Below are 22,256 nucleotides of genomic sequence, written 5' to 3'. Positions count from 1 at the left end.
ATGTTGAAACGAAGTTTGCGTGTGCTGGGCTTCTTGGCGCTGCTGCTCGTGCTGACGGGGCTGGCCTGGTTGTATGTGATGCACAAGGGCTGGCCGCTGTGGGCCTTGCCAACGCTGGTGTTGGTCGCGCTGTTGCTGATCTGGCTGGCTGCAGGGCTGCGTCGGCGCTGGCTGGCGTGGCGTTTGCGCCGGCGTCTGGCGCGGGACATGCCGCGTGCGCTGGGCAGCCAGCATGCCGCGTTTGATGCCCAGTGGGGGGCAGGGCTGCAGGTGTTGCGTCAGGCACGGCTGGGGGGACGGCGTTCGTCCTTGTATGCCTTGCCCTGGATGCTGAGCCTGGATGTCGGTCCTTGCCAGACGCAGGATGATTATGCCCGTCTTGCTGTGCAATCGCTGCCAGCGGCCGGGCCAGGACTGGATCAGGGGGTAGGCTGGTTCTTCATGAAAGCCAGTGTCATGGTGTGGGCCGGGCCGGTGCTCGGTGCTGATGAGCAGACGGCCCAAGAAGCGGCATGGTCGCGTCTGTTGCACCAGTTGATGCGGACACGCCGACGCGAGCCGCTTAACGGTTTGGTTTTCAATATCGACTTGTCCTGGCTATTACAGGCCAATCAGGAACAGTTGCAGGCGGCTGGCAAACAGATGCGAGCTCGCCATGATGCCTTGGCGCGTGTTTTTCAGGCGCGCATTCCTGTCTGGCTGATGTTGCAAGGTGGTGAGAATGTCCCCGGTCTGTCTGCCTGGCTGCAGCAATTGCCGCCCGAGGTCTACGATCAGGCGCTGGGCTATAGGGTGGGCGGACAAGGTGCCGAGCAGGGCTCGTTGCAGTTTCTGGCGCAGGCGTTCGAGTCCATGGGACGACGAATGGCGCAATTGCGGATTGTGCTGGGTCAGCATGGAGTGCAGCCTGCGCCGGTGTTTGAATTGCCCGAGCGTATCGCGGCACAGCAAGCCGTCTTGCAAGACTTGCTGGCCCCGGCCTTCGAGGCCACGCCGTATTCGGCTACCCCTTTATTGCGCGGCCTGTACTGGCAGGTGCGCACTCCACATCAAACTCGTGAAGGCATTGCCTTTGCCCGCGACGTGCTCGATCGCATCCTGCCGTCTTGCCGGTATGGCTGGCAAGTCTTCGACCGCTGGTCGCCCTGGCGCCGTGTCTTGCGTCATTCTCTGGTTCTGGTCTGGCTGCTCTTGTGTGGTGCGCTGGCAGGCGGTTTGTTTTATTCCAGTGAACGCGCCCGCTCGAGTTTGCAAGCCTTTGCGGCCCAACCGTTGCAGCAGCTCGAAACACGCATGCAAAAGGGTGCGCTGGACGAAGATGTGCAGTCACTCAATATCTGGCGCAGTGCCATTGGCAGGCTGGACAGTGCCAATCACGGCGTCCAGGCCTTGTTGCCGTTTCAGGGCCATGTGCGTCAGGTACAGCAGTTTTACCAGCAACGTTTTGTGGATGCGTTCCGGCGCGAAATCCTGCAGGCGTTTCTGGACCCATTGATTGTGCAGGATCTGCCACGCGTCAGTCGTAGCGGCAGTGAGACAGAGGTGGCTGCCTGGAGTCAATATTTGGTGCGTCGCATCAATCTGGTGGCCGGCCAGTTACGCGGCGGCCCACTCCAGGGCCGGCCATTGCCGGGCATGGAGCTGGCGACCTTGTATGGCGACTCGGCATCCCGGCAAGTCGGTCTGCAGACTGGCGTGCTGCTTGGTCAACAGTATGTGGATTATCTGCACTGGTCGCCTGAGCGGGTTCAACTGCAAGGGGAGCTGGATGCGTTGCAGGCTGCGCTGCGTCAGCTGGGCTTACGTTCTCGCTCACCCTCCTGGCTGCTGGCCTGGGCAGATTTTCAAAACAGTATTCGTCCGATTACGCTGGCTGACTTCTGGAGTGTCCGGCCCGATGCAAGGGCGCCTGTGATCGCTGCCGGTTTGACGCAGACCGGTACGGCAGCGATCTCGGGTTTCGTCCAGGAGCTGGCCGAAGCCTCAGGTGAGCGCAGTTTCTGGATGGGGCAAAGTGATGTACTGGAACAGGGCTTCCGGCAACTGTCCTACGACGCCTGGTATCGCTTCATTGTGCGCTTTAACGATGCCCGTTTTTATTTGCAGACCGAATCGGATTGGGATGGCGCCATCAGCAGTCTGTTTTCAGTGGCTGATCCCTATGCTCGTCTTTTTGAAGCGGTCGATGGGCTGTTTCAGCAGGTGCCTGCCGGAGAACGCCCGGCTTGGGTGGCTAGCATGCTGACGTTGCAGCAACTGCGTCTGGCCGCCCGTCAGGCCCCCGCCCAGGAGGGCCTGGCAGGCTGGCTGGATCAGGCTCAACGCGTCAATGCACTGGGGCATGTGGGGCTGCGCTCGGTGCAGCAAGGAGAGTCGTTGACACAAAGCGTGCAGGGCGTCAGTGCCAGTCTGGCGGGCATTGCGCCGTTGCGTGCCTATCAGACTCAACTTGCCGATGCGATCAAGCGTTTGTTGCAGGGGCCGGGCAGCGCGCAGGAACTGGCACGCCAGACCTGGGGGTTTGGACAGGACCCGCAAGTGCAAGAGTCCTTGCTGCACGATGCCCAACACAGTCTGGATGCCTTGCGCATCCAATTGCAGCGCGATACTGCCCGTGAGGATGCCGTGTGGACTCTGATGCGTGGTCCGCTGGCCTTGGTGCTGGATTACACCGCCCGGCGCACCGCCTGCGGTTTGCAGGATCAATGGGCCGCTTCGGTCTTGAGTGTGGTACAGGATGTGCGCAGTCCCGTCCTGGCCTATGAACTGTTGTACGGTGATCGTGGCACCGTGCCTCAGTTCATGCAGGGTGATTTGCGCTACTTTGTGAGCCGTGATGCGCAAAGCTACGGACCGCGCAGCGCGCTGGGGCAGAGTATGCCGCTTAGTGGGCAGTTCTATGCCTACGCGAACGCCGTTCAGGCGCGGCAGGTGGCTCATGCCGAAACGCGCCTGCACGATGAACAGGCGGCGCGTGTGCGCGGTAGCCAGATCGAAACCTTGCAGCAGGAGCTGGCTGAGCTTGATAAACAGGCCAAAGCGGTCCAGTCATTAGCCGCGGCCGTTGTGATCGATGCCGAGCCGCCGCTGCTCAACACCGGGGCGCGTCAATTGCCTCAACGCACCCGCCTGAGTTTGCAATGTGCCAGCGGTGTGACACGGCTGGATAACTTCAACTTCCCCTCCAGGGCTACCTTTGCATGGGCACAAGGGCAGTGTGGTGATGCAGTGCTGCAGATTCAGTTTCCAGGCTTTGTGCTGGAGCGGGTCTATCCGGGCGCAGAAGGCTTTATCGACTTTTTGCACGAGTTCAGCAGTGGCGAGCACCGTTTCCAGGCCAGCGACTTCCCGCAGCAAGAAGAGCGTCTGATCGATGCCGGCGTGCAGTGGCTGGTCTTGAACTGGCGTTTGCAGGGGCAACGTAATTTGGTGGATAACGTGAACCAGTTGCATCGCATACAGGCCCGACAGGCTCAGATCAACGAGCAATTGCTGACACTGCGCGAGGCGCAGTCCGGTGTGGGCAGCCCGATGGCGCAACCGAGCTGGACGCAGGATTTGGTGCCCGAGCACATTGTGACCCAGTGCTGGCGTTCGCCAACAACGGTGTTTCAGGAGGAGGGACTATTGCCGCCCGATTCGGCCCCGTCTGCACCGACATCGCAAAAACATGCTGTTCAGCCCGCTTCAAAACGGGCCGCCAAACCTGCGCCCAAGCAAGTGGTTGCCTCATTAGCGACGCCAGCTCAGGAACGGGCACAGCAGGGTTGGCGTGTTCAGGTGGGAGTGTTTGCCGATCCCCGCGCTGCCGTGGAGCAATTGGGCGTGCTGGGGATTGAAGCTGTGCAGATTCTCTTGCCTCGTCCGGGACGCAAAGATTTGTACCGGGTGCAAAGCCCGGTTTATGACAGCCGCGAACAAGCCCGCATCGTGGCCGGGCAGATTGCCCAGGCCTTGCGGGTCAACCCGGAATTAGTGCCTGGCGATCGTTAAGCCAGTGCTGGTAGGCTAGCAGCCCATGCTGGTCCATGCTTTCCCGGGCCTGCTGCCAGTGTTGGCTGGCCAGGTCCGGGCATTGGCGCTGTAGCCAGATATCGCCGCGCAGACACTGTATTTCGGGAAGCATCAGCACGGAACCGTGTTGTTCGCTGATCTGCTCGGCTTCGGCCAATACGGCAAACGCTGCGTCGTCACGCTCCAGGCTGAGCAGGGCGCGAGCCAGCATGCACAGTTGTCCTTCCACAGCAACAGGCATATCTATGCGTATGCGTTCGACCGCGGCCTGCATGGGCTCAATCAGGTTCGCGTTGCGGGTCTGTAGCACAGCGGGTAGTAATTGGTGCATCTGGGCCAGTGCAATCCATACCGTATCGGGCTTGGCCGGTGACTGCGTTCCAGTCAATGCCAAACTCTCCTGAGCCATTTCCTGCAGATTTCCTGCCAGATAGTAAATACGCATCAGATGTAACCGGGAGGCAATGGCGCCCGCCAAAGGATGGTGGTGGTAGCTGGCCAGGGTGATGGCGTGGCGGGCATTTTGCAAACCAGTGGAAAAATGGCCTTGCAAGGCCTGACACAATCCCAGCGAGGTATAGGCCAGCGCCTGCGAGGGCTTCTGGGATGGCAGGGCCTGGGCATCCTGGGGTTCGGCCGACATGCCGATCAACGGCAGGGCCCGCACCAGCAACGCTTCTGCCTGTGCCGGATCGCCACGCCACAGGCGATGCTGGGCCAATGCGTACCAGGCCCAGCCTTGCCAGGCCTCGTTGAGTTGATCCTGGGACAGGCGCAGTACTTTTTCGGCAATCGGCAAGGAGGCGTCCAGTTGCCCCCGATTGTGGCGGGTCAACCATTCGCCCCATAGGCTGGCCAGCAAGGTCAGGGGCTGTTCGGGGTCCCGCAGCTCGTTGACCTGCTCGAAGGCTTCTACCGAACGGGGAGAGGCCGGGCCGGTGGCGGCGGTGCTCAAGGAGGCCTTGGTCAGGTGCAGTGCAAAACTGGTTTGTGAATGTACAGTGGGATCGGCGATAAAGCGCCGACTGCGTAGGGCCTGCGACAGGCAGCGCTCGGCTTCCTGTAACTGACCGTGTTCGAGTGCGTGCTCAATGGCGCGTTGCCACCACTGGACCGTGTCTTGGTAGCGAACCTGTCCCAGCAGGGTGGCAATAGCCGATGGCGCGTGATTATGCTCGACCATATGTTCGGCCAGCCGTCGTCCGAGCCGTTCGCGCTCGGGACGGATAATGAGGTGGCGCAGACAGTTGCCCAGTATATCGGGGCAGCGCCAGTGGGATTGCTTGGTGGGTATCAACCATTCATGCTGCTCCAGTATCTGTAAGGTGGCGCGGATGGTCGATTGGGGTTGCTCCAGCAAGCGGCTGGCGACGCACTCGTCAATATCGGGCAGCAGGGCAGCCAGGTAGGCCAGTTCGCGTTGTAGTGGGGTCAGGCGGCGCAAATGCGCGGCGCACTGATCTAGCAAGCGTGGCACCAGGGTCAGATCCTGACCGAGCTGATATAAGTGCAGCAGTTCGCGTGCCAGCATGGGGCTGCCTTCACTGCGCTCGATGACGTGCGTGCGAATGTCGCGGGGCAGCTTGATGGAGCGGCTGCGCTGACTGATCAGTTCATTCAAGTCCTGGTGAGCGAGTGCGCCAATACGCAAGGGCAGGACAGGCCAGGACTCAGGCAAGGTCTGGCGTGAGGTAGCCACAATGCGCAGCCGCTCCTCGCCTGCCAGCAGACGCTGCAACAATTGTAGGCTGGCGGCATCGCACCAATGCAGGTCCTCCCAGGTCAGCAACAAGGTCTGGTTCCGACAAAGTGCGTGCAGCAGGGCAAGCAAGGCGTGTTGTGTTTGTTCGCGCACCGCGCTCTGGCTAAGTGTTGACGGTTCAATCAGGGTCTGATGCAGAGTATCGGCCTGCGCAAGGCTCAGGTCGTACTGGGCCATTAATCGTTGATGTAGCTGCGCCTCCTGTTCGCTGCTACGGGTGTTGGGCGTATCCGGTGTGACATATCGCAGCTCTTTTTGCAGCCAGCGCAGTACCGGCGCGTAAGGGCTGCGTACGTCGTTTTCCTGGGTCTGCAGCGCCACGACGGCACCTTCCACATTGCGCACATAGTCCTGCAGCGAACGCAGTAGCTTGGTTTTGCCCATTCCTGTATGGCCATGCAGCAACAGCATGCGTGGCGCCGCGCTAAGACGACCGCTCCAATATTGAAGCAGAATGTCGAATTCGCGCAGCCGGCCGTGAATGCGGCCGGTATCGGTAGCGGTTTCGCTCAGACGTAGCTGGTATGAGGACGCTTCTTTGCCCGATGGCAAGGACTCCAGAGACCAGGACGACAGGCGTGCAGCCGCCTGACTGCTGAGCAAGACAGCACCGTTGTCCGCTTGCCAGGCCAGGGAAATGACTGATGGGCAGAGCAAATGGTGTGCATTGATGGGCGTGGTCGGATCAATGGGCAGTACATCGGCATGAACGGCCAGGCCGAGACTGACTTGGGCTGGCCGGTTGAGACCGGTTAGCGTGCGCGCCAGCGTCAAAGCAGGGGCCACAGGACGCTCATTGATGGCAGGGTAGCCGAAATGTGCCAGCAAGGTGGCGTTATGCTCCTGCTCTATCCAAGCCCCGTGTTCGCGAGCATGGCGCACCACACGCTCATGCGTTTCGCGCAGGAGAAAGGTCCTGGTTTCGTAATCTGTCTCCATGGGATCGTCGCTGCTGTCCGGGTTGGGGCGCCAGCCTATGGCAATGGCCACCGTGGCCATGGCCCGAAAGTGGTAGCCGTCGGGATCGGACGGTCCGTGTAAGGCGGGTGCCGCGTTTGCGCCGGTGCACAACAAGGCGCGCGTCTGTGCATCAGGTAGTACACCCAGACGCTGTTGCAGCACATCGCAGCATTGTTGATAGGCCAGCATGGCCGCGTCATGATCATTGTCCTGCACCAGAAGTCGGATTAGTAAGCGATGGCAGGATTCATCCTCGGGCCAAAGATTGACCCAGGTCTTGGCATAAGCCAAGGCTGCTTGCTGCTGTTCGCTGGCCATCAAGGCCTTGATCAGATGGTGTCGGCATTGCGCCAGCTCGATGTCTAGGCGTGCATTCCAGTTGTTGTGCCAGTTCAACAAACTGTCACTACTGGGCAGTTTAAGGCCGTCCAGGAAATGGCCTTGATACAGGCTTAGTTTGTTGCGCGCCTCGTCCAGCTCGGTCGCCGTGGAGCTGCCTATGTACAGAACGTCACTCCAGACCGTGTCGGACTCCAGTGTTAGGCTTGCCGTGGAGCTACGCAGCACCTTGGACAAGGGGGCCAATGCCTGACGTAACACATACAATGCATGGCGCACCCGGGCGCGCCCCTGCTCGGGGTCGCTCTCGGGCCAGAGCATATCGGCCAGCCTGACTCGTGCTATCGCCTGACCCTGCGCCAGCACCAGAAGAGCGAGCAGCAGTTTGACCTTGTCATAACTTAACAGGTGACTGCGGTCCTGCCCGTCGATCAACAAACGAAAGGTTCCCAAACAATAGAGTTCAATTCGGTTGGGACCCTGTCTCGAGATCCCCGTCTGCATTCCCATCTTGTTTTCCATCCCTGCCGACTGCACTCTGCGTTAGTAAATGTACGAGTGATGCAACAAAAGGCTTCATTCTGGTTTGCAGGCGTTTATTTTTGGTTTAACTGGGAAGGAAACCTGATCCCCAATCCTGGTATGAGGAACGTGTCAAGCTTGGACCCGCGAACACAGGGCATTGAGCGGGTGGCATCGGCTTGTAACAAAACTAATTAGGCCTCTGATTTGTTACGCGGCTGTGGCAAAACACAGATCACATGGGGGGCGATAATTGGCTGTTAGTGGCTTTGTGAGGATTACGGCGGCTCAAACGCGACATCACATAGCGCTGAAAAAACGACTATTGGCGGGCCGGTCTGCGTAGCAGGATCGACGGGAGCAGGGTACAGGTCCCGATAGAATGGCGCTGCTCCGGCCGTGCTCAGATTCGCCAGAAATGTCGCGCATGGCTGGTCTTGCGCTTTGCACGCAAGGCTCAGGGCGGTTGCCCTTGTCGGCTTGGGTCTGCGCCTCAATCTTATGGTGCTTTCCTTGTCGGGATTTGACGTGTACTCAGAACGGCTGGGGCACCGGAAGTCATTGTTTCTCTCTGTACTGGGCGCAGACCGTTCCCTCCATGTGGGATTGTTCGTTGCTAGTTACGAGCAAATCACTACACGCCGTATGCAGTGGGTGTCCGCTTCCCAATAGAAGGCAAACAACCCAGATACTTTTGACCTTGCGTTTAAAAGAAGGGGCTTGCCGTACACAGTTGCGTATTAAAACGACTATGGCGATGTGGAGGCTTAATGGATATGGGCTGAGTCGTTGAGTGCTTAGCCAGGCGTTCCGTCATAGTCTTGCAACATGGCTATGAGTGAAAAAGAGTGCGAATTCTCTTTGAATTGTTTTTATCGAGCGTGCTCTGGAAAAGAGAAAAATTTTAAGCCTGAGCTTGCAGAATGTGTGTTAAAAACGCGTGGCTTTTGGAATTATTCCGAGCGGATCGTTTAATAAAATTTGTATCTTTTTATATAAAATGACACACATCATAAAATTAATTATTTCGTTTTTAACCCTGATAAGTCTTGGTGGCTGTGCTGCTGAAATAGGCTCCGCGTTAGGTATTCAGCTCATAGAAAAACCGATGGTAAGGGGGGAGAGCATAGAAAAATATCGTGATGCTTTCGGTCGTAGCGGGGAAGTTGAAACCGTTTTGAATGGAGAGCCTGCCTATAAGTGGAATCTTTCCTACTACCAACGAGTCACCGTGGAGGCAGATACTTACGCATACCATAACTTGGATCGACCAGGAATGACGACAGGTATTATTTATGAGGACAGAGACATACTCCGTCCCTGTCAGCTAACGATGTCCTACGATCCAAAGACGCGTTTGGTGACGGATTTTGAACTCACCAATCCCGCAAAATGTGGAGAAGTCCGTCGTGCATTGCGGAACCTATAACAACAAAAAATATTAATGATAATAAAAACCAAGAATAAAAAAATCAGAATGTAAATAGTAATAAATAGCGGTTTATTTTTATAATTAAAATATATGTTAAAGACAATTTTATATTTCGTGTTTCTGGTGTTGCTGATAGTGGATACGCCAGCTGTTTTTGCCGCTGACGTCAAAGGTTCTAGCGATCATCCGCTTTTGAGTCGATTCCCAGGGGCAGAGATTCGCAACTATTTGAGAAAAAACTACGATGCCGCCGTGTTGCCTGCGGGAATCATTAAGGACAAGAAAGCACCGGGGCAATTGCTTGAATTGGAGGGTAAGGTCACTCGCATCGCTTACCGGATTCCGGGTGAGCATTCAGCATTGGAGGTTCTGCGAAATTACGAGAAAGCGCTGCAGCAAGGCGGGTTTGAAACGCTGTTTGCCTGCCATGGCCCAAAGACGTGTGGTCCGGATATGATGCCCTTTATTTCCCTTGAAGGACGCGTTCGACCTACTGCATTTGGCGATGCGGTCTTTGGTAGTTCAAGTGAGCGTGTTTTGCTCACCCGTCGTAGTGATGAGGCAGGAGAGGTCCACGTTTTTCTGCATGTGGTGGATGATACGTCCAATCACAGGACCTATCTCTATCAGGAAATCGTAGAAGGTGCCCAATTGGAACTGGATCAAATTAAAGTGCTACAAGCGGACGAGTTGCAACAATCACTCGAACGCCAAGGGTATGTCACGGTTCCAGGAATTTACTTCGATAGCGCTAAAGCAGAGATAAAACCAGAATCGGATACGGCCTTATCAGAAATGGCTAAATTGCTCTCTAGCCATCCAGACCTAAAAGTATATGTGGTGGGCCATACGGATAATCAAGGTTCGCTTGATGCCAATCTGACCTTGTCGCAGAGTAGAGCTCAGGCAGTTGTTCAGGCTTTACATACTTCATATGGTGTTAAGGCGGAAAACTTGCTGGCTAAAGGTGTCGCATCTTTTTCTCCGGTAGCAAGCAATGCAGACGAAAAAGGGCGCGCGCGCAATAGACGAGTTGAGCTGGTAGTGCAGTAAAGCCATCTCAGGCGCCAGCAACGATGACCAGAACCAGTGTGCTGGCTGCGGGCTCGGGCGATCAGGGATAGGGCTTGCGTTCGTTCCGTCGTCCTACACCGCTCTGTATCTGTGGCGGGTTGATCTTGAGCGGCTGTGCTTGGCGTGCTTGTGGTGGCTACACTCATGCAACAGAACACATCGAGCCCAGCCCTAGGGGCAATCAATCCGATATAAGGGAACTGAAAGCGAGCATCGCCCAGGATTGGGTGTAGGCCTTGTGGGTGCAGGTGGCGGGATTCCGACTGTATTGAGTGCCTTTTTGCTTGAAGATAAGCTGGTTGAACGTCCTGCGAGATTGCTGTGTGGGACAAAAAAGACCTCTTGTTTATTTCGCTAATAATTAACGCATAATGTCGATTTATGTTAAGTGGGCCTGTTTATAAGTATTTTTTATACAGTAATTTAAGCAGAAAACTCGTTGCTTTTTCAACGAGGTTTTTAAAATGCTTACGTTCACAACTGTCGCCACTAAAGGTGGTGTTGGCAAAACCACATTAACTGCCAATTTGGGCGGATTGCTTGCTGATTTCGGATATCGCGTTCTTTTAATTGATGCGGATATTCAGCCATCTCTGACTCGCTATTACAAACTGGCTCATCAAGCCCCTTATGGCTTAACGCAAATGGTGATGTCGGGAGCACTCACCACGGACTGCATTAGTCACGTCGAATTTCCACCTGCTGAATTCGAGGGCGACCGTTCAAGTTTGAACGTGCAGGGCGGTTTTTTGCATATTGTGTGCTCTGACACTCAGCGTGACGACAGCCCCCTTCAAATCTGGTTGTCTAATCAGCTTGATCGCCTGGTGCGTATTCGGATGGCCCTGAGTAACCCGGATATCCGTGCTCAGTACGACGTTTGCATCATCGATACCCAAGGGGCAGTGGGCCACTTACAAGACGCCGCCGTCAATGCAGCGGATGTGCTTCTCGCACCTGTAGCCCCCGATGTTCTGTCGGCCCGTGAGTTTGTTGACGGTACGATCAAACTCGTAGCCCGCCACGAATCTGCCTCCAATCTTGGCTACAAGGTGCCCGCCATTCAGTGTGTGATCAATCGCACTGAAAACACCGTTGATAGCCGCACCATGTCCAGCCTCATCCGCAATCAGTTCATTGAAATGAGCGGGCGTGTGACCGTGCTGGCCACCCAGATTCCCCAAGCGGTCGCGTACAAAAAAGCCGCTACCGCTCAAGTCCCTGCTCACTGGATTGATCCGGTCAGAGCGGGCGATCACATGCACAGTTTGCTGTGGGAATTGATCCCCAACCTGAGCAATAAGTTCACTCCGAATCATCGCAATGAGTTAGCCCCCGCGCTAGCGGCATTGCATGTCCCTATTTCCGCGTCAGACGAGCCAGACAGCCCGCTCACGACTAACTCGTAGAGCGTGCCATGTCTAAAACTCCGGAATTGCTGACCGCCAGTCAGCGTGCCGCGCAGTTGCGCATAAACGCTGAGTTGAGCTCAACATCAAGAGAGACCCGCCCTGTGTCCTCAAAAAAATCGAACTATGAAGACATCGCCAAACGTTCCCTCATGGGCACGCCACCACCGCTGAACGCCATGGGGGCCATGACGCCCATGGATGTGGTCGATGGCAGTATTTCAAATTTGGCCGTTACCGACATTGATCGGTATGAATTTGACCCGCGTACCGAAATAAACCCACTCTATGACGAGATCAAGGCGTCGATCCGGGCCAACGGCATCCTGAACCATATCAGCGTTACCAGGCGTCCTGGTCAACTGCGTTATATGGTCTACGGTGGCGGGAACACGCGGCTGCGTATTGCGAAAGAGCTGTACGAAGAGGGCGATCAACGCTTTGCACGCCTGACGGTCATCGTCAAGGTCTGGAAAGGGGATGCGCCGACTATTGCGGCCCACCTGGCTGAAAACGAGCAGCGTGGCGAGATCTCGTTCTGGGAGAAAGCCCAGGGAGTGCAGTCGTTTAAGGAGCATTTCGAGAAGGAATCGGGCAAAGCACTGTCAACCACGGAGTTGAATCGGGAGTTGCGTCAGGCCAGTGGCTTGAATTTCGGCATGAGCATGTTGCAAAACTTCCATTTTGCGGTTGAGTATCTGACCCCGATCGGGCGTTGGCTGCAAGCACGCGATGTGAATCAAACCATTAAGCCGCAGATCTCGCAGTGGCTGAAACTGGCTGACAAATTTGGCCAACAAGCAGTCGCTGAAACTGCGCTACAGACCATCCTGCACAAGTACGCCGCTGTGATGAGCCAACAATCTGTCACTGCAGATCAGAGTGCTCAGCAGGTTTTAGAGGTCTCGCGGTTGCTTGATGAGGTCAACGCAGCCATTGCTGAAGCCTTGGGTGTAGCCCCTGAGAAATTACTGGCCATGGCCCAGGCTCTGGAGGCGAACCCGCGCCTGGAGGTTGAGACCCTGAGGCTGATCGAAGCCACTCCTACGGTGCCAGTGGATCCCAAGCCGTTAATCACTCAAGCACCGACTCAGCCCCCACTAGGCCGAATGTTGGCCAGTGTGCCCGCGCCCAAGAGTAAGCCAGACAGTGCTGGCGGTGCCTTTTTGCCTGCTTCGCCATCGGTCTCGCAGAACGTGGTTTTGAGCGGGGAGGGGGAACGGTTCGATCCGCAGCCGATATTTACAGTCTTAGGCGAGTTTCAAAACCTGATCGATATGTCGGATGTGCTTTTTAAAAGTAATCAGCCACATCATCTCTTTGGCTTTTATCTGGACTTCCCTGAACAAGGTATTGGGTATGTCGATGGGGTTGAGCTGGAACCAGAGTTGGTCATTTACCGCAGAGCTCTCTGGAAAATCCTGGTCAGTCTCACCGGTCAGCTTGATCGTCGATTTACACAACTCATTCCGCATGAAGCTGATGGTTTCACCATTACCTGGAGACAGCTCTGGGAGCAGGGTGAAGAGCAGTTTCAGGCAGGAGCGCAGGAGTTACTGGGCGAGGCATTTGACAGCCTCTCGCTCCAAAGCGTGAGCCTGGTATTACAGCATGAGCAATTGGGGCCGTTGGTCACACGTCTGCTCACAGATATGGAACGGGTTCGGACTCGTTACCCAGAGCGCCAACTGGACGGGTTTATGCCCTTGTTCATGCCGGATGTGACGGAGGAAATTTCATGAATAAGATTCCCATTCAATGCCCTGTGTTACGGCGTATGTTGCTGGCCCACATTATTGAGCAAATCGATGGTGGGCACATGGACTCTCTACTGCGGGCGGGCTATTCACCCGAGTTTCTTGATGATTTGCGTTACCGAACCACTCGGGACATTACGAATCTGGCCAACTCACCACAGGAAATGTGGTTTTCACTGTCTGAGCAGGTCATCAGCAAGGGGCTGCACCTGCTTGATATGCGTCGTGAGCACGCCAAGTTACGCGAATACTTCGTGATTCATGGCGCTTCGCGTCGCATGGTGTGTGCGTATTTCAAGCTGTCGCACGAAGAGTATCGGGACTTGCGCGCACAACTCAGACCCGGCGGGGAGCCTGGTGGCCGTACGGCCCTGCCTCCAGTCACCGTGCGTGATGCCATCCATCGAGCCTGGTTCGATATTCAGCAATCAATGTCTGAGCAACCCTGCCGGGATCGAATCTATGCCTTACACCAACAGTTTCCTGAGCTGCGAATCAGTGTTCTCCAGCAAACCATTGTCGAGTTTGCGGAAGATGATGAGCTTGGTTTGGAAATCAAACCGACGACGCCACCACTGCAAGGATAACGCCACATGGACGAAATTATCACTACGCCAACCATTTCCACACCTGCGCTGCATCCCGCGCCCCTGCCACTGGCAGAGCGTGAGGGTGGTGGCCAGGCACAGCGCGAGTGGGCCTTACCGTCCTCGCAAATTGACGGTTCCCAGAACAATAAAGACGCCCAAAGGGAGGATTTTTTGGCGCAGGCGGCGCTGTTGAATTTGATGGGGCAAACGCCAATCAGTTTTCATCGTCTCTATGTCGACATTACGGGCAATGTCATCACTGGTTTATGGCTTTCTTCTGTGCTGGAACGTGTTGCCCAAGCCAAGCCCGAGGACTTTCAGGATGATGATTATGTGTTCCGCTTGTCGGCCACGCAATGTCACCAGGTCACAGGGATTACCGCCTCTCAACAGCGGACATGCCGACGTGACTTGATCGCATTGGGCATGTTGAGTGAGCAATCGGGGCCTGGACGTGTACCGGAATATCGTCTGCATCTGAATGTTGTGGCAGATGCCATTCTCCAAGCATCCGCTTCATTGGCCAACTCGCTCAAAGAGGTTCATCAACAACAAGGCTTATCGTCATCACAACCCGTTCTGTCCAAGCGATACGGATGAGATGGCTATGGGTGCCGCATTAAATACCGATATAACGACGGCGTCTCTAATCGATGAGGCTATGCAGTTGCTTACCAGCCAGGGGTTTGTGCAGTATTACCCGAACCTGGCTGAAACACTGGGCAATTTCAAAGCCGCTTTGTTTTTGGGGCACGCGCTTTATTGGGCCAGACATACTGCCGTCCACTATAAAAATCGTGACGGCTGGTTCTTTCTGACGGCAAAACAATGTACGCAGGCAACAGGATTGAGTACGCGAGAGCAAGAGAGTGCCCGACTCTTACTTGTCCAACATTCGTTAATCCAGGAAAAGCTGGCTGGTAAACCGGCCAAGCTCCATTACCGTATCAACCTGGATCGTCTCGCTTCTTGCCTGGGGATCTCGGTCGTTGATCAGAAAGCAAACTGGGCACAGCTTGCGCCATTGCTTAAACGATATGTGAGCTTTTATCGACCTTTGGCAGATATTGCGGGCAATGTGGCCTCTGGCTTGTACCTCTCGTATCTGCTGATTCAGCAACGGCATGTTCTCAAATACAGCCGAAGCATCCAGGGTGAGTTTACGCTGTCTCAACAGGCGATTCGCAACGCCCTATGCTTAACCAGCAAAACACAACGCAATGCCCGAGATCGCCTGAAACAAATGGGCCTAGTCCAGGAGTCAGGTAATCGCATACGGATTAATTTGTTGGCCTTATGTCCTTTGTTGCACGGGCAGGAACAGTTCCCACTTAACGCTGATTCATCAAATCTTCCGCCTGTTGCTGAAGCACCGAAGCTGACACCGATATTCAAACCTGTAGCGGAGAGTAAGCCGAAGTCTGCGCCATCACGATCAAGCAAATTGTTTGGACCAGGCACGCAGTCACAAAGGCCGCTATTCGATTTGGAAAGTGCTGGCGCAGCTCGAGCGAAAGCGACTGTCCAGCACGCGCTGCGTGACCCTGCCAGCATGAATCCTGGACGCCTCTTTGCTCAGACCTCAGTGAGTCCTGGGGCAGCTTGTGGACAACTCACAAAAACAGGCAGCCTCACAACTCGCCCGGTTGCCCAAAACGCGAAACTTGATGCCCAAACCGCAAAACTAACTTGCCCAAACCGCGAAACTAAGCTGCCCAAACCGCGAAACAACAATACAACAATACTTCTTCAAACAACTACAAGACCTGCCATCGTCCCAGTGTCTGCAGGGGATAAGTCCGATGCAGGGGTCGAGATGGCGGGGTGTCGTCGTGATGATTTGAATTTTCAAAACGACGAGGTTGATATCAGCTTACCCAGCGTGCTTGGCAAGCAATGGCATGAGGCTGTGCGCAAGGTGTTGTCCATTGCCAAGCCAGAGCATCGTCAGAGTTTGCTTGATGAGTTGGAAGGCCAGTTGCGCAATCCAGGCAAGCACATCGCAAATCCTCCTGGTTATTTGCATTCGCTACGAGTCGGTTTGGAATCCGGTCGTGTGCAACTGGCATATGCGCAAAGCATTGCAAGCCATCGTGAACAAAATCGACATGCTCAAGACGCCGTCCAAGAGCACATCAAGGCTCTCAATGCAAACCTGACGACAAATCTGCCTCCAATGACGAAAGAGGAGGCCCTTGCTCAGTTGCGTCAGCAAGTGCAGACCATAAGGAAGCTGCCATGACAGCTTGGCTGGCCCGCGCTTCCTTCGGTAACGCGTTTTGCGTCAATCCCCAACGGTTGGGAAGTAGCCCGTTTTGGGTCACCACCCACCGGGTGGGAGGTAGCCCGTTTTGCGTCAATCCCCAACGGTTGGGAAGTAGCCCGTTTTGGGTCACCACCCAACGGTTGGGAAGTAGCCCGTTTTGGGTCACCACCCAACGGTTGGGTGGTAGCCCGATTTGGGCCACTCAAGAGAACAGACTTAGGAGATCGTATTTATGACTAACGAACAATTATTTATCCACCTTTTGCATAGGCTGCAGAAATACAGCGATGCGCTGGTTCTGCATGTACTGCTACAAGACCACGGAGACGTGCGTCGAGTTCGGACGTCCGCTACCAAGATGGCTTTGGACTCATTGCGAGGTCGGATCAACCGTCGTCAAGTTCAACGGGCCTTTGAACGATTGGAGTCTATGGGGCTAATCAATGTCATGCCTCAACCCAATTACCGCACCTTGGTCACAGTCAACAGTGACGCCTTGTTGGAATTCCTCAACCAAGATCCTTTGAGCGACATGTTGCCTGGGTTCCGTGCCAATACGTTCCCGTTTCTGGATGCTGTCAATGCAACACCGCTGGCAGATTTCAAGGGGTCGACGGTCTGATGATGTCCATCACCCCCCATTCATTTTTCTCTTCTCAGTGACTACCTATGCCTACTTCGACTGATAAGCAGCCACAACTCAAATCCAGCGACAAGCCCGCTGCCGTCCCCGCACCCAAGTCTCTTATTGGGTTCTCTACGGAGGAGAACTCCCCCTTCACCGATGGGTATTCGATCACCGGCGAAGAAGCCTTGCTGGCCGCGTATATGGCAGGGCCGATGCGTGAGGATGATCCTCTTTATGAGCGGTATATCGAACTGGAAGATCGCAAAGATCAATTGGCTCGTATGCAGGCCAAGTTCCACACACGCAAGGGGTCTGATCCTGACGTCAAACCAGCCGAGTTCTTTGCCATGGATGATTTGGGCTCTCTGGTCGATTCAGAAGACGATCTGATGACCTTGCATACCAAAGAAGCGTTCAGGCTGTTTATGGGGCGTGCTCGTGAGCCTGGATCGGATGTGGCGCCTATTGTGGGTGGTCGCCGTGTCGCCAGTTCGTTGCGCAGCTTATGGCTGTTGACGGGCAATGACAATCCCTATGCCGATTGGTCTTTGCTGCGTCATGAGCAATCCATGGAAGAAGTGAATGAGCGGCTGCAAGAGGAGATCAAGGCTGCTGAGACTTTGCTGTCTAGCCAGCAGCAACGAGGGTTGAGTTATTCCGTGCTGAAGTCTGCCCAACCGCAGTCTTTGCAACTGGGGTTCCGATCCCCCTACGGATACAGCATAAGCCGCTTGATTGTTGATTACGACTACTTCATCCGCTTGCAAAAGACCCTGGGTCGCAAGACGCTCTTAAGCGATCAGCAGATGCGCCGCTCAATCACGGAAATGACCCGCTTTATTCGTCGCGTGTTCAATGAGGTCGCCAGGTTCTCACGTTGGCTCATGCAGCCAGACATCAATGCGCTGTCCCGGCTGGACTTTATTACGGAACATGCTTCAGAAGAGGGCAAGCAGCGGGTGGAGTTCGTGCGTGAAGTATTCGGCATGGTGCCTGCCGATGTGTTTACCGCCAAGCTGCAACCACGCCATTCTCGACGCCGGTACACATTGACTGAGAAGGAAAGGAGCCTGTTGCAGTCGGTCGGTGTGCAACTGGCTGAAGCTGAAGCACAGCGCGAAGCCGGCGAGTTTCAGGATGCCGATTCAGGCTTGGTGTGAAGAAAGGGTTTTGTGAGGAAAGGGCGAAAGGATGACGAAGCGAACTCGAAGTCTACGTGTCAATGTGGTTGAGTGGGCAAGGAGGACCTTGGAGAACGAAACGTGTCAGAGCGTGATTGACACAAAGCCCTTTACGGGTAGGGGCACCGCCCAGTCGCTGCGCCACCATCTCATGCAAGTTGACCAGGTTGAAGCAGACATGGTCGCGCTCTGTTCTGCCACAAAGAAAGTGGCTGGCTATTCCATGTATCTGGCTGAGCACCGTCGTAAAGCGGATGGCTATATGGCTCTGCGTTGGCGAGAGATTGGCACAAGAAAGCATCTGTCATGGGAAGAGGCGCACGCAAGATATTCGGTCTTACCGACCGTGCTGCGGCAGTGGTACGAACACGCTAATGCCCAGGCACAAGAATTCAATTCGCAACACCTCAAATTGCGCGGACTCGTACGTGAACTGAAGTTACTGAGCCAGCAACGCAACGTGCCCACTTTTGCCAGGCCAATTCCGAGCCGAAGTGGGACGTGATCCAGTTAATGCAGGGCAATCCGACCATATGGTCAAGTCGTTTGTTTTTCACCGAAAGGAGTTGATATGCAGAACTTGTTTATTGGTAAGGGCAACCTGGGCGACTCACCCACCTTGAAACGTATCCCTCGTAAGAACAATTCAGGGGAAGAGTTTAGTGTGTGCAGTATGCGTGTGTATTTTGGGCGTTATGGGGTGGATCAGGCTACCGGCGAAGTGGGGCAGATCGGGGGGTTCTGGCGCGAAGTCGAGATCTACGGCAGCAAGGCCGAGGCGTGCGCACAGTTCTTGCGCAAGGGTGCACGCGTGCTGGTTATTGGCGAGGAGCGCGACTTCTTTGCCAAAGATGAGACCACGAATGCTGAGGTACAAGTGATCAAGATCGTCGCTGAGGATGTAGCCCTGCAGCTCACTCGCATTGAGTCGATCACCTACAAACAAGCAAACCGGCCTGCGGCAGCTCGTGATCAAGATGAGCCGTCGGATGAGGATGTGCCAGCTTGATCAACAAGATAGGGGCAATGTTCATGGATATGGAGGGTTTATGAAAGTGAGGTGCTGCCGTTGAATATTGCCCCAATCTCGCTTAAGCCTCCTGAGTTACTGATTCAAGCTGTCTTTGATGGTCGTAGGCTTGGGCTACAGTTATTCAATATTTCAGGAATGGCTGCCCGGTTATCTAAAGCTGGGGCATGGTGGTGTCCTGGACGACGGATGTGGGTACTGGAGCAGGGCAGTGCAGACCATGCCCTGGCGTGGTTGCAGGTGCTCTATCAGCGTGAGCACGTTGACTTTGAGGGAACGTCTGCACTTTTAAAAGCGGCTATAAGCGCACCAGCGCCTGATTACTTTACCCAACTACTCGATGTTCAAATTTTTGAACTGGCCAGGGGCGAGCTCAACCATGGACAACATGCAGTTAGCTTTTCCTATGATGGGTTTTGCGTACGTGCAATGCGGGCGCTACAGGGACGATTTCATAAGCCTGCCGGTGCCTGGCAAGTACGCGGTGGTGTGGCACACATCCAGCACGTGCTTCGTGACCTGGCAGGCGTTGCGCCTGATTTCTCATTCGTACATGAGCAGCCTGTCGTACTCGAAGAGTTGGTATCCGCAAGCGCGGACGAATCGCCTATCCAGGTGCCTGCCGCGACCCCAGAGCAAGGGGAAAGCGGCCCCGCCCAAGATGTGGATGGAGCGGGTTTTTTGTCTGCCGACCTGGAGCAGAGCAACGCAGTCGACATCGATGAAGCAGTGCTGGCTGCGATCGCTGTGGGCGCAGGATTACGGGACTATCAAGTCGATGGTGTCCGTCACCTAGCCGGTCAAACTGGTGCGTGCTTGGGCGATGATATGGGCCTAGGCAAGACCCGCCAGACTGTTGTGGGTGCTCGTCTAGCTGCAGGGCAGGGTAGAGTGCTTATTGTCTGTCCCGCCTCTTTGCGTATCAACTGGGAACGCGAAATCCACGCCGTGTACCCCGATGCTATCGTCGGCTTTGCTGGGGATGATCGGATCTCGACCTTGTACGGTTGTCAGTGGGTCATTGCAAACTATGAGCGGTTAGGCGGCCTGGTGCGAGAGGTTGGGCTTGAGTTTGGGGCGATGGCTATTGATGAAGCGCATTACCTTAAGGAGCATAAATCCGGACGTACGCGCAATGCCTTTGTTATGGCTACGCGCATTCCGAAGCGATACGTTATAACTGGCACGCCGCTTCTAAATCGAGAAATTGAGTTGCACACGCTCTTGCGACTTACCGGCCACCCACTTGGCCGTATGGAACTGAAGGAGTTCCGCAAGACCTTTACGGGTTCGCGAGAACGTCGAGCCGCATTAGCCCGTGCATTGGGCGGTTGGATGCTACGCAGGCGAAAGGACGTGCTTGACCTAGGCGCCAAGACCCATTCAGTCCGTTACATCTCGCCCAGCGAAGGCTTGGCGGCTTACAAAGAGATTTACGATGACATGAGCCTAATGGCCATGCCAAAGATCACCAAGCTACGCCAATGCCTGGAAACGCTCAAGACGCCCTTCTTGATCGAAACAGTGGAAGGTCTGCAGGCTGAAGACAAGATCATTATCTTTTGCGAGTACATGAGCACGGTCAATGCCATGCATGATGCCTTTACGGCGGCCGGCATTAAGGCCGTGCGTCTGGTTGGGGCTGACTCTGCAATCAAGCGGCAAAAGGCCATCGACACGTTCCAGGATGATCCCGAGGTCCGGGTGTTTATCGGCACTACGATGGCAGCGGGTGTTGGGATTACTCTGACCGCTGCTAACTACGTGGCCTTTGCATCAATGCCTTGGACCCCCGCACTTATGCGCCAAGCTGAGGATAGGGCGTACAGACTGGGCCAGCAGCGTGATGTGATCGTTATCGTCCCGCTTATACCTGACACGATTGATGAAGCCGTGTGGAAGATCCTGGAGGGCAAACGTGAGACAGAGAACGACGTAGTTGAAGCTGTCACGATGACGCAGGCCAATGACGCAGCGGCGATTATGAGTGCTGCCTTGCAGCAGTGGGTGCATGGTGAGTCAGCCTCGCTGGAACACGCTTAAATTAAACTGTCTTGGTGGATTTGACTTTCTATAAAGGTATTAACTCAGCCCTGATCTGAAAAACAGTGTCTGATCAAATCTCATATCTCTCAGAACGGCTGATTTTTGGCCGAGATTAGCCGGTGGCCGCCAACTAATGCGGACGTTGGCCCTAATGCCAAGGAGGGCTTCATGGCTTTATCTTGTTACGTCTGGAGATAAAAGAGACCGGCCATTTTTAATTGGTATGGGGCTAATTATGTGCAGTACTCTCTTTCCATCAGGTAGCACACGCTCAGTTTCGTGAATCTTCATTTCATTAATCATTGTTGGCAAGAAAAAAATTACTCCACCATCAATTGCAGATGAAATTATTAAGTGCTCTATTTGGTCAATGATATTTTGGTAAGTCAGGATGTTTAGCCTGTTCTTTATTTCAACAATGACTTTTTCATTACCGCACTCAATCAATAAGTCAGCAGTTTTGTGGAGCTTCTCCACATCTAATGGCGCATCAGTCCTAATTTGTGCTTCCGGCATGGTCGCAGCCAAGAAACCACTAACAGACCCAAGCCATTGAGCAGCAGTGCCTTTCCCGACTTGCCTAGTGGTGTGTTGCACAAAATAGACCTTTAGAGCTTCTTTAGTCTTTGTTAGAAGATCGCCGTTAACAACATTAATTTCACTCCTAAATTGCTCTGCAATCCTCTGGGCTGAAATCACTTCTTTGTCGTATGCGATTTTTTGTGCAATTTCATCCAAAAGCAAACAGGAGAACGCAGTAACTGAAACTATTGCGAGGAATGCTTCGCTTTCATTAAAATCAAGTTTGTAGTCGTGTGTTGACGGATTTCTCCACTCTTTTCTGTAGTTGGTAAATTGGTCTAGAACGCGTTGTCTGAATGTTCCAGACTTGGAGAAGTGCAATTCAATGTCATATGGTCTGATATTATCTGGGTTTTTATTTGTGAGAACGCGATAAGCTTCTTTTATGGCACCTTCGAAAGCTTGATTAGTTCTGTAAATGGCATCGGTGAAAGCCGTTTGGTCTTCATCTTTTTTTCCGCGTGTTAAATGACGAAATGCTGTCTCGATATGAGAGAGCATCGCCTTAAGCCCGGCAGAGTGCTCTCCCAAGTCGAGTATAGAGACTTTCTTACGTAAGATTGCAACAATGTCCATGATTAATCAATCTAGTTTCATTTAAGTCGCGAAATCTGCAAGCTAAAAATGACGGTGTGGGAAATTTTGAGTACCTAGTCCTTCTAGG

General features: G+C 54.4%; 15 protein-coding genes. 13 read left to right on the top strand and 2 right to left on the bottom strand.

The window, feature by feature from the left end:
• Nucleotides 1-3,993: a type VI secretion protein IcmF/TssM N-terminal domain-containing protein gene (locus tag OKX01_RS09770; RefSeq protein ID WP_264671699.1), complete on the top strand. Its 3,993-nt coding sequence runs from the start codon at nucleotides 1-3 to the stop codon at nucleotides 3,991-3,993.
• Here OKX01_RS09770 and OKX01_RS09765 read toward each other — a convergent pair.
• A complete protein-coding gene (locus tag OKX01_RS09765; RefSeq protein ID WP_264671698.1) occupies nucleotides 3,962-7,528 on the bottom strand; it encodes an AAA family ATPase in 3,567 nt (1,188 codons plus the stop codon). The genes OKX01_RS09770 and OKX01_RS09765 overlap by 32 nt on opposite strands.
• Nucleotides 7,529-8,537: 1,009 nt before the next feature.
• On the opposite strand from OKX01_RS09765, the gene OKX01_RS09760 reads away from it, so the two are divergent.
• From OKX01_RS09760 to OKX01_RS09705, 12 genes are all read left to right on the top strand, one after another.
• On the top strand, nucleotides 8,538-9,026 hold the full coding sequence (locus tag OKX01_RS09760) for a hypothetical protein (RefSeq protein ID WP_264671697.1): 489 nt from the start codon (nucleotides 8,538-8,540) through the stop codon (nucleotides 9,024-9,026).
• Nucleotides 9,027-9,119: 93 nt separating this feature from the next.
• On the top strand, nucleotides 9,120-10,082 hold the full coding sequence (locus OKX01_RS09755) for an OmpA family protein (RefSeq protein WP_264671696.1): 963 nt from the start codon (nucleotides 9,120-9,122) through the stop codon (nucleotides 10,080-10,082).
• A 485-nt stretch (nucleotides 10,083-10,567) separates the two neighbouring features.
• Nucleotides 10,568-11,512 carry a ParA family protein gene (locus OKX01_RS09750; RefSeq protein WP_125276775.1) on the top strand — a complete coding sequence of 315 codons (945 nt, stop codon included), beginning with the start codon at nucleotides 10,568-10,570 and terminating at the stop codon, nucleotides 11,510-11,512.
• 8 nt (nucleotides 11,513-11,520) lie between these two features.
• Entirely contained in the window at nucleotides 11,521-13,254 is a 1,734-nt protein-coding gene (locus OKX01_RS09745; RefSeq protein ID WP_264671695.1) for a ParB family protein, read from the top strand.
• Nucleotides 13,251-13,856, top strand: a complete 606-nt coding sequence (locus OKX01_RS09740) for an STY4526/YPO1902 family pathogenicity island replication protein (protein ID WP_123049402.1) — start codon at nucleotides 13,251-13,253, stop codon at nucleotides 13,854-13,856. Before OKX01_RS09745 ends, OKX01_RS09740 begins: the two co-directional genes overlap by 4 nt.
• Before the next feature lie 6 nt (nucleotides 13,857-13,862).
• Nucleotides 13,863-14,459, top strand: coding sequence for a hypothetical protein (locus tag OKX01_RS09735; RefSeq protein WP_264671694.1), 597 nt, complete (start codon nucleotides 13,863-13,865; stop codon nucleotides 14,457-14,459).
• A gap of 7 nt (nucleotides 14,460-14,466) precedes the next feature.
• Nucleotides 14,467-16,101, top strand: coding sequence for a hypothetical protein (locus OKX01_RS09730; protein WP_264671693.1), 1,635 nt, complete (start codon nucleotides 14,467-14,469; stop codon nucleotides 16,099-16,101).
• A gap of 256 nt (nucleotides 16,102-16,357) precedes the next feature.
• Entirely contained in the window at nucleotides 16,358-16,747 is a 390-nt protein-coding gene (locus tag OKX01_RS09725; RefSeq protein WP_264671692.1) for a hypothetical protein, read from the top strand.
• A 47-nt stretch (nucleotides 16,748-16,794) separates the two neighbouring features.
• Nucleotides 16,795-17,913: a PFL_4669 family integrating conjugative element protein gene (locus OKX01_RS09720; RefSeq protein ID WP_125276781.1), complete on the top strand. Its 1,119-nt coding sequence runs from the start codon at nucleotides 16,795-16,797 to the stop codon at nucleotides 17,911-17,913.
• Between the two features lie 88 nt (nucleotides 17,914-18,001).
• Nucleotides 18,002-18,439: a hypothetical protein gene (locus OKX01_RS09715; protein WP_022983155.1), complete on the top strand. Its 438-nt coding sequence runs from the start codon at nucleotides 18,002-18,004 to the stop codon at nucleotides 18,437-18,439.
• A gap of 66 nt (nucleotides 18,440-18,505) precedes the next feature.
• Nucleotides 18,506-18,943 carry a single-stranded DNA-binding protein gene (locus OKX01_RS09710; protein WP_264671691.1) on the top strand — a complete coding sequence of 146 codons (438 nt, stop codon included), beginning with the start codon at nucleotides 18,506-18,508 and terminating at the stop codon, nucleotides 18,941-18,943.
• Nucleotides 18,944-19,153: 210 nt separating this feature from the next.
• Nucleotides 19,154-21,007, top strand: a complete 1,854-nt coding sequence (locus OKX01_RS09705) for a DEAD/DEAH box helicase (protein ID WP_264671690.1) — start codon at nucleotides 19,154-19,156, stop codon at nucleotides 21,005-21,007.
• A 177-nt stretch (nucleotides 21,008-21,184) separates the two neighbouring features.
• Here OKX01_RS09705 and OKX01_RS09700 read toward each other — a convergent pair whose 3' ends face one another.
• Nucleotides 21,185-22,168, bottom strand: a complete 984-nt coding sequence (locus OKX01_RS09700; RefSeq protein WP_264671689.1) for a hypothetical protein — start codon at nucleotides 22,166-22,168, stop codon at nucleotides 21,185-21,187.
• Between the last annotated feature and the right edge of the window lie 88 nt (nucleotides 22,169-22,256).

The sequence above is a fragment of the Alcaligenes sp. SMD-FA genome, from assembly GCF_025960365.1.
Classification (GTDB): Bacteria; Pseudomonadota; Gammaproteobacteria; order Burkholderiales; family Burkholderiaceae_B; genus Alcaligenes; species Alcaligenes aquatilis.
The sequence above is the reverse complement of the archived record's forward strand: the minus strand, read 5'-3'. Positions and strand labels throughout refer to the sequence as shown.

Excerpts from the sequence above, each read along its gene's own strand:
- OKX01_RS09770 (WP_264671699.1), top strand. The coding sequence starts at position 1 with ATGTTGAAACGAAGTTTGCGTGTGCTGGGCTTCTTGGCGCTGCTGCTC.
- OKX01_RS09755 (WP_264671696.1), top strand. The coding sequence starts at position 9,120 with ATGTTAAAGACAATTTTATATTTCGTGTTTCTGGTGTTGCTGATAGTG.
- OKX01_RS09750 (WP_125276775.1), top strand. The coding sequence starts at position 10,568 with ATGCTTACGTTCACAACTGTCGCCACTAAAGGTGGTGTTGGCAAAACC.
- OKX01_RS09745 (WP_264671695.1), top strand. The coding sequence starts at position 11,521 with ATGTCTAAAACTCCGGAATTGCTGACCGCCAGTCAGCGTGCCGCGCAG.
- OKX01_RS09740 (WP_123049402.1), top strand. The coding sequence starts at position 13,251 with ATGAATAAGATTCCCATTCAATGCCCTGTGTTACGGCGTATGTTGCTG.
- OKX01_RS09735 (WP_264671694.1), top strand. The coding sequence starts at position 13,863 with ATGGACGAAATTATCACTACGCCAACCATTTCCACACCTGCGCTGCAT.
- OKX01_RS09730 (WP_264671693.1), top strand. The coding sequence starts at position 14,467 with ATGGGTGCCGCATTAAATACCGATATAACGACGGCGTCTCTAATCGAT.
- OKX01_RS09725 (WP_264671692.1), top strand. The coding sequence starts at position 16,358 with ATGACTAACGAACAATTATTTATCCACCTTTTGCATAGGCTGCAGAAA.
- OKX01_RS09720 (WP_125276781.1), top strand. The coding sequence starts at position 16,795 with ATGCCTACTTCGACTGATAAGCAGCCACAACTCAAATCCAGCGACAAG.
- OKX01_RS09710 (WP_264671691.1), top strand. The coding sequence starts at position 18,506 with ATGCAGAACTTGTTTATTGGTAAGGGCAACCTGGGCGACTCACCCACC.
- OKX01_RS09705 (WP_264671690.1), top strand. The coding sequence starts at position 19,154 with ATGTGGGTACTGGAGCAGGGCAGTGCAGACCATGCCCTGGCGTGGTTG.
- OKX01_RS09700 (WP_264671689.1), bottom strand. The coding sequence starts at position 22,168 with ATGGACATTGTTGCAATCTTACGTAAGAAAGTCTCTATACTCGACTTG.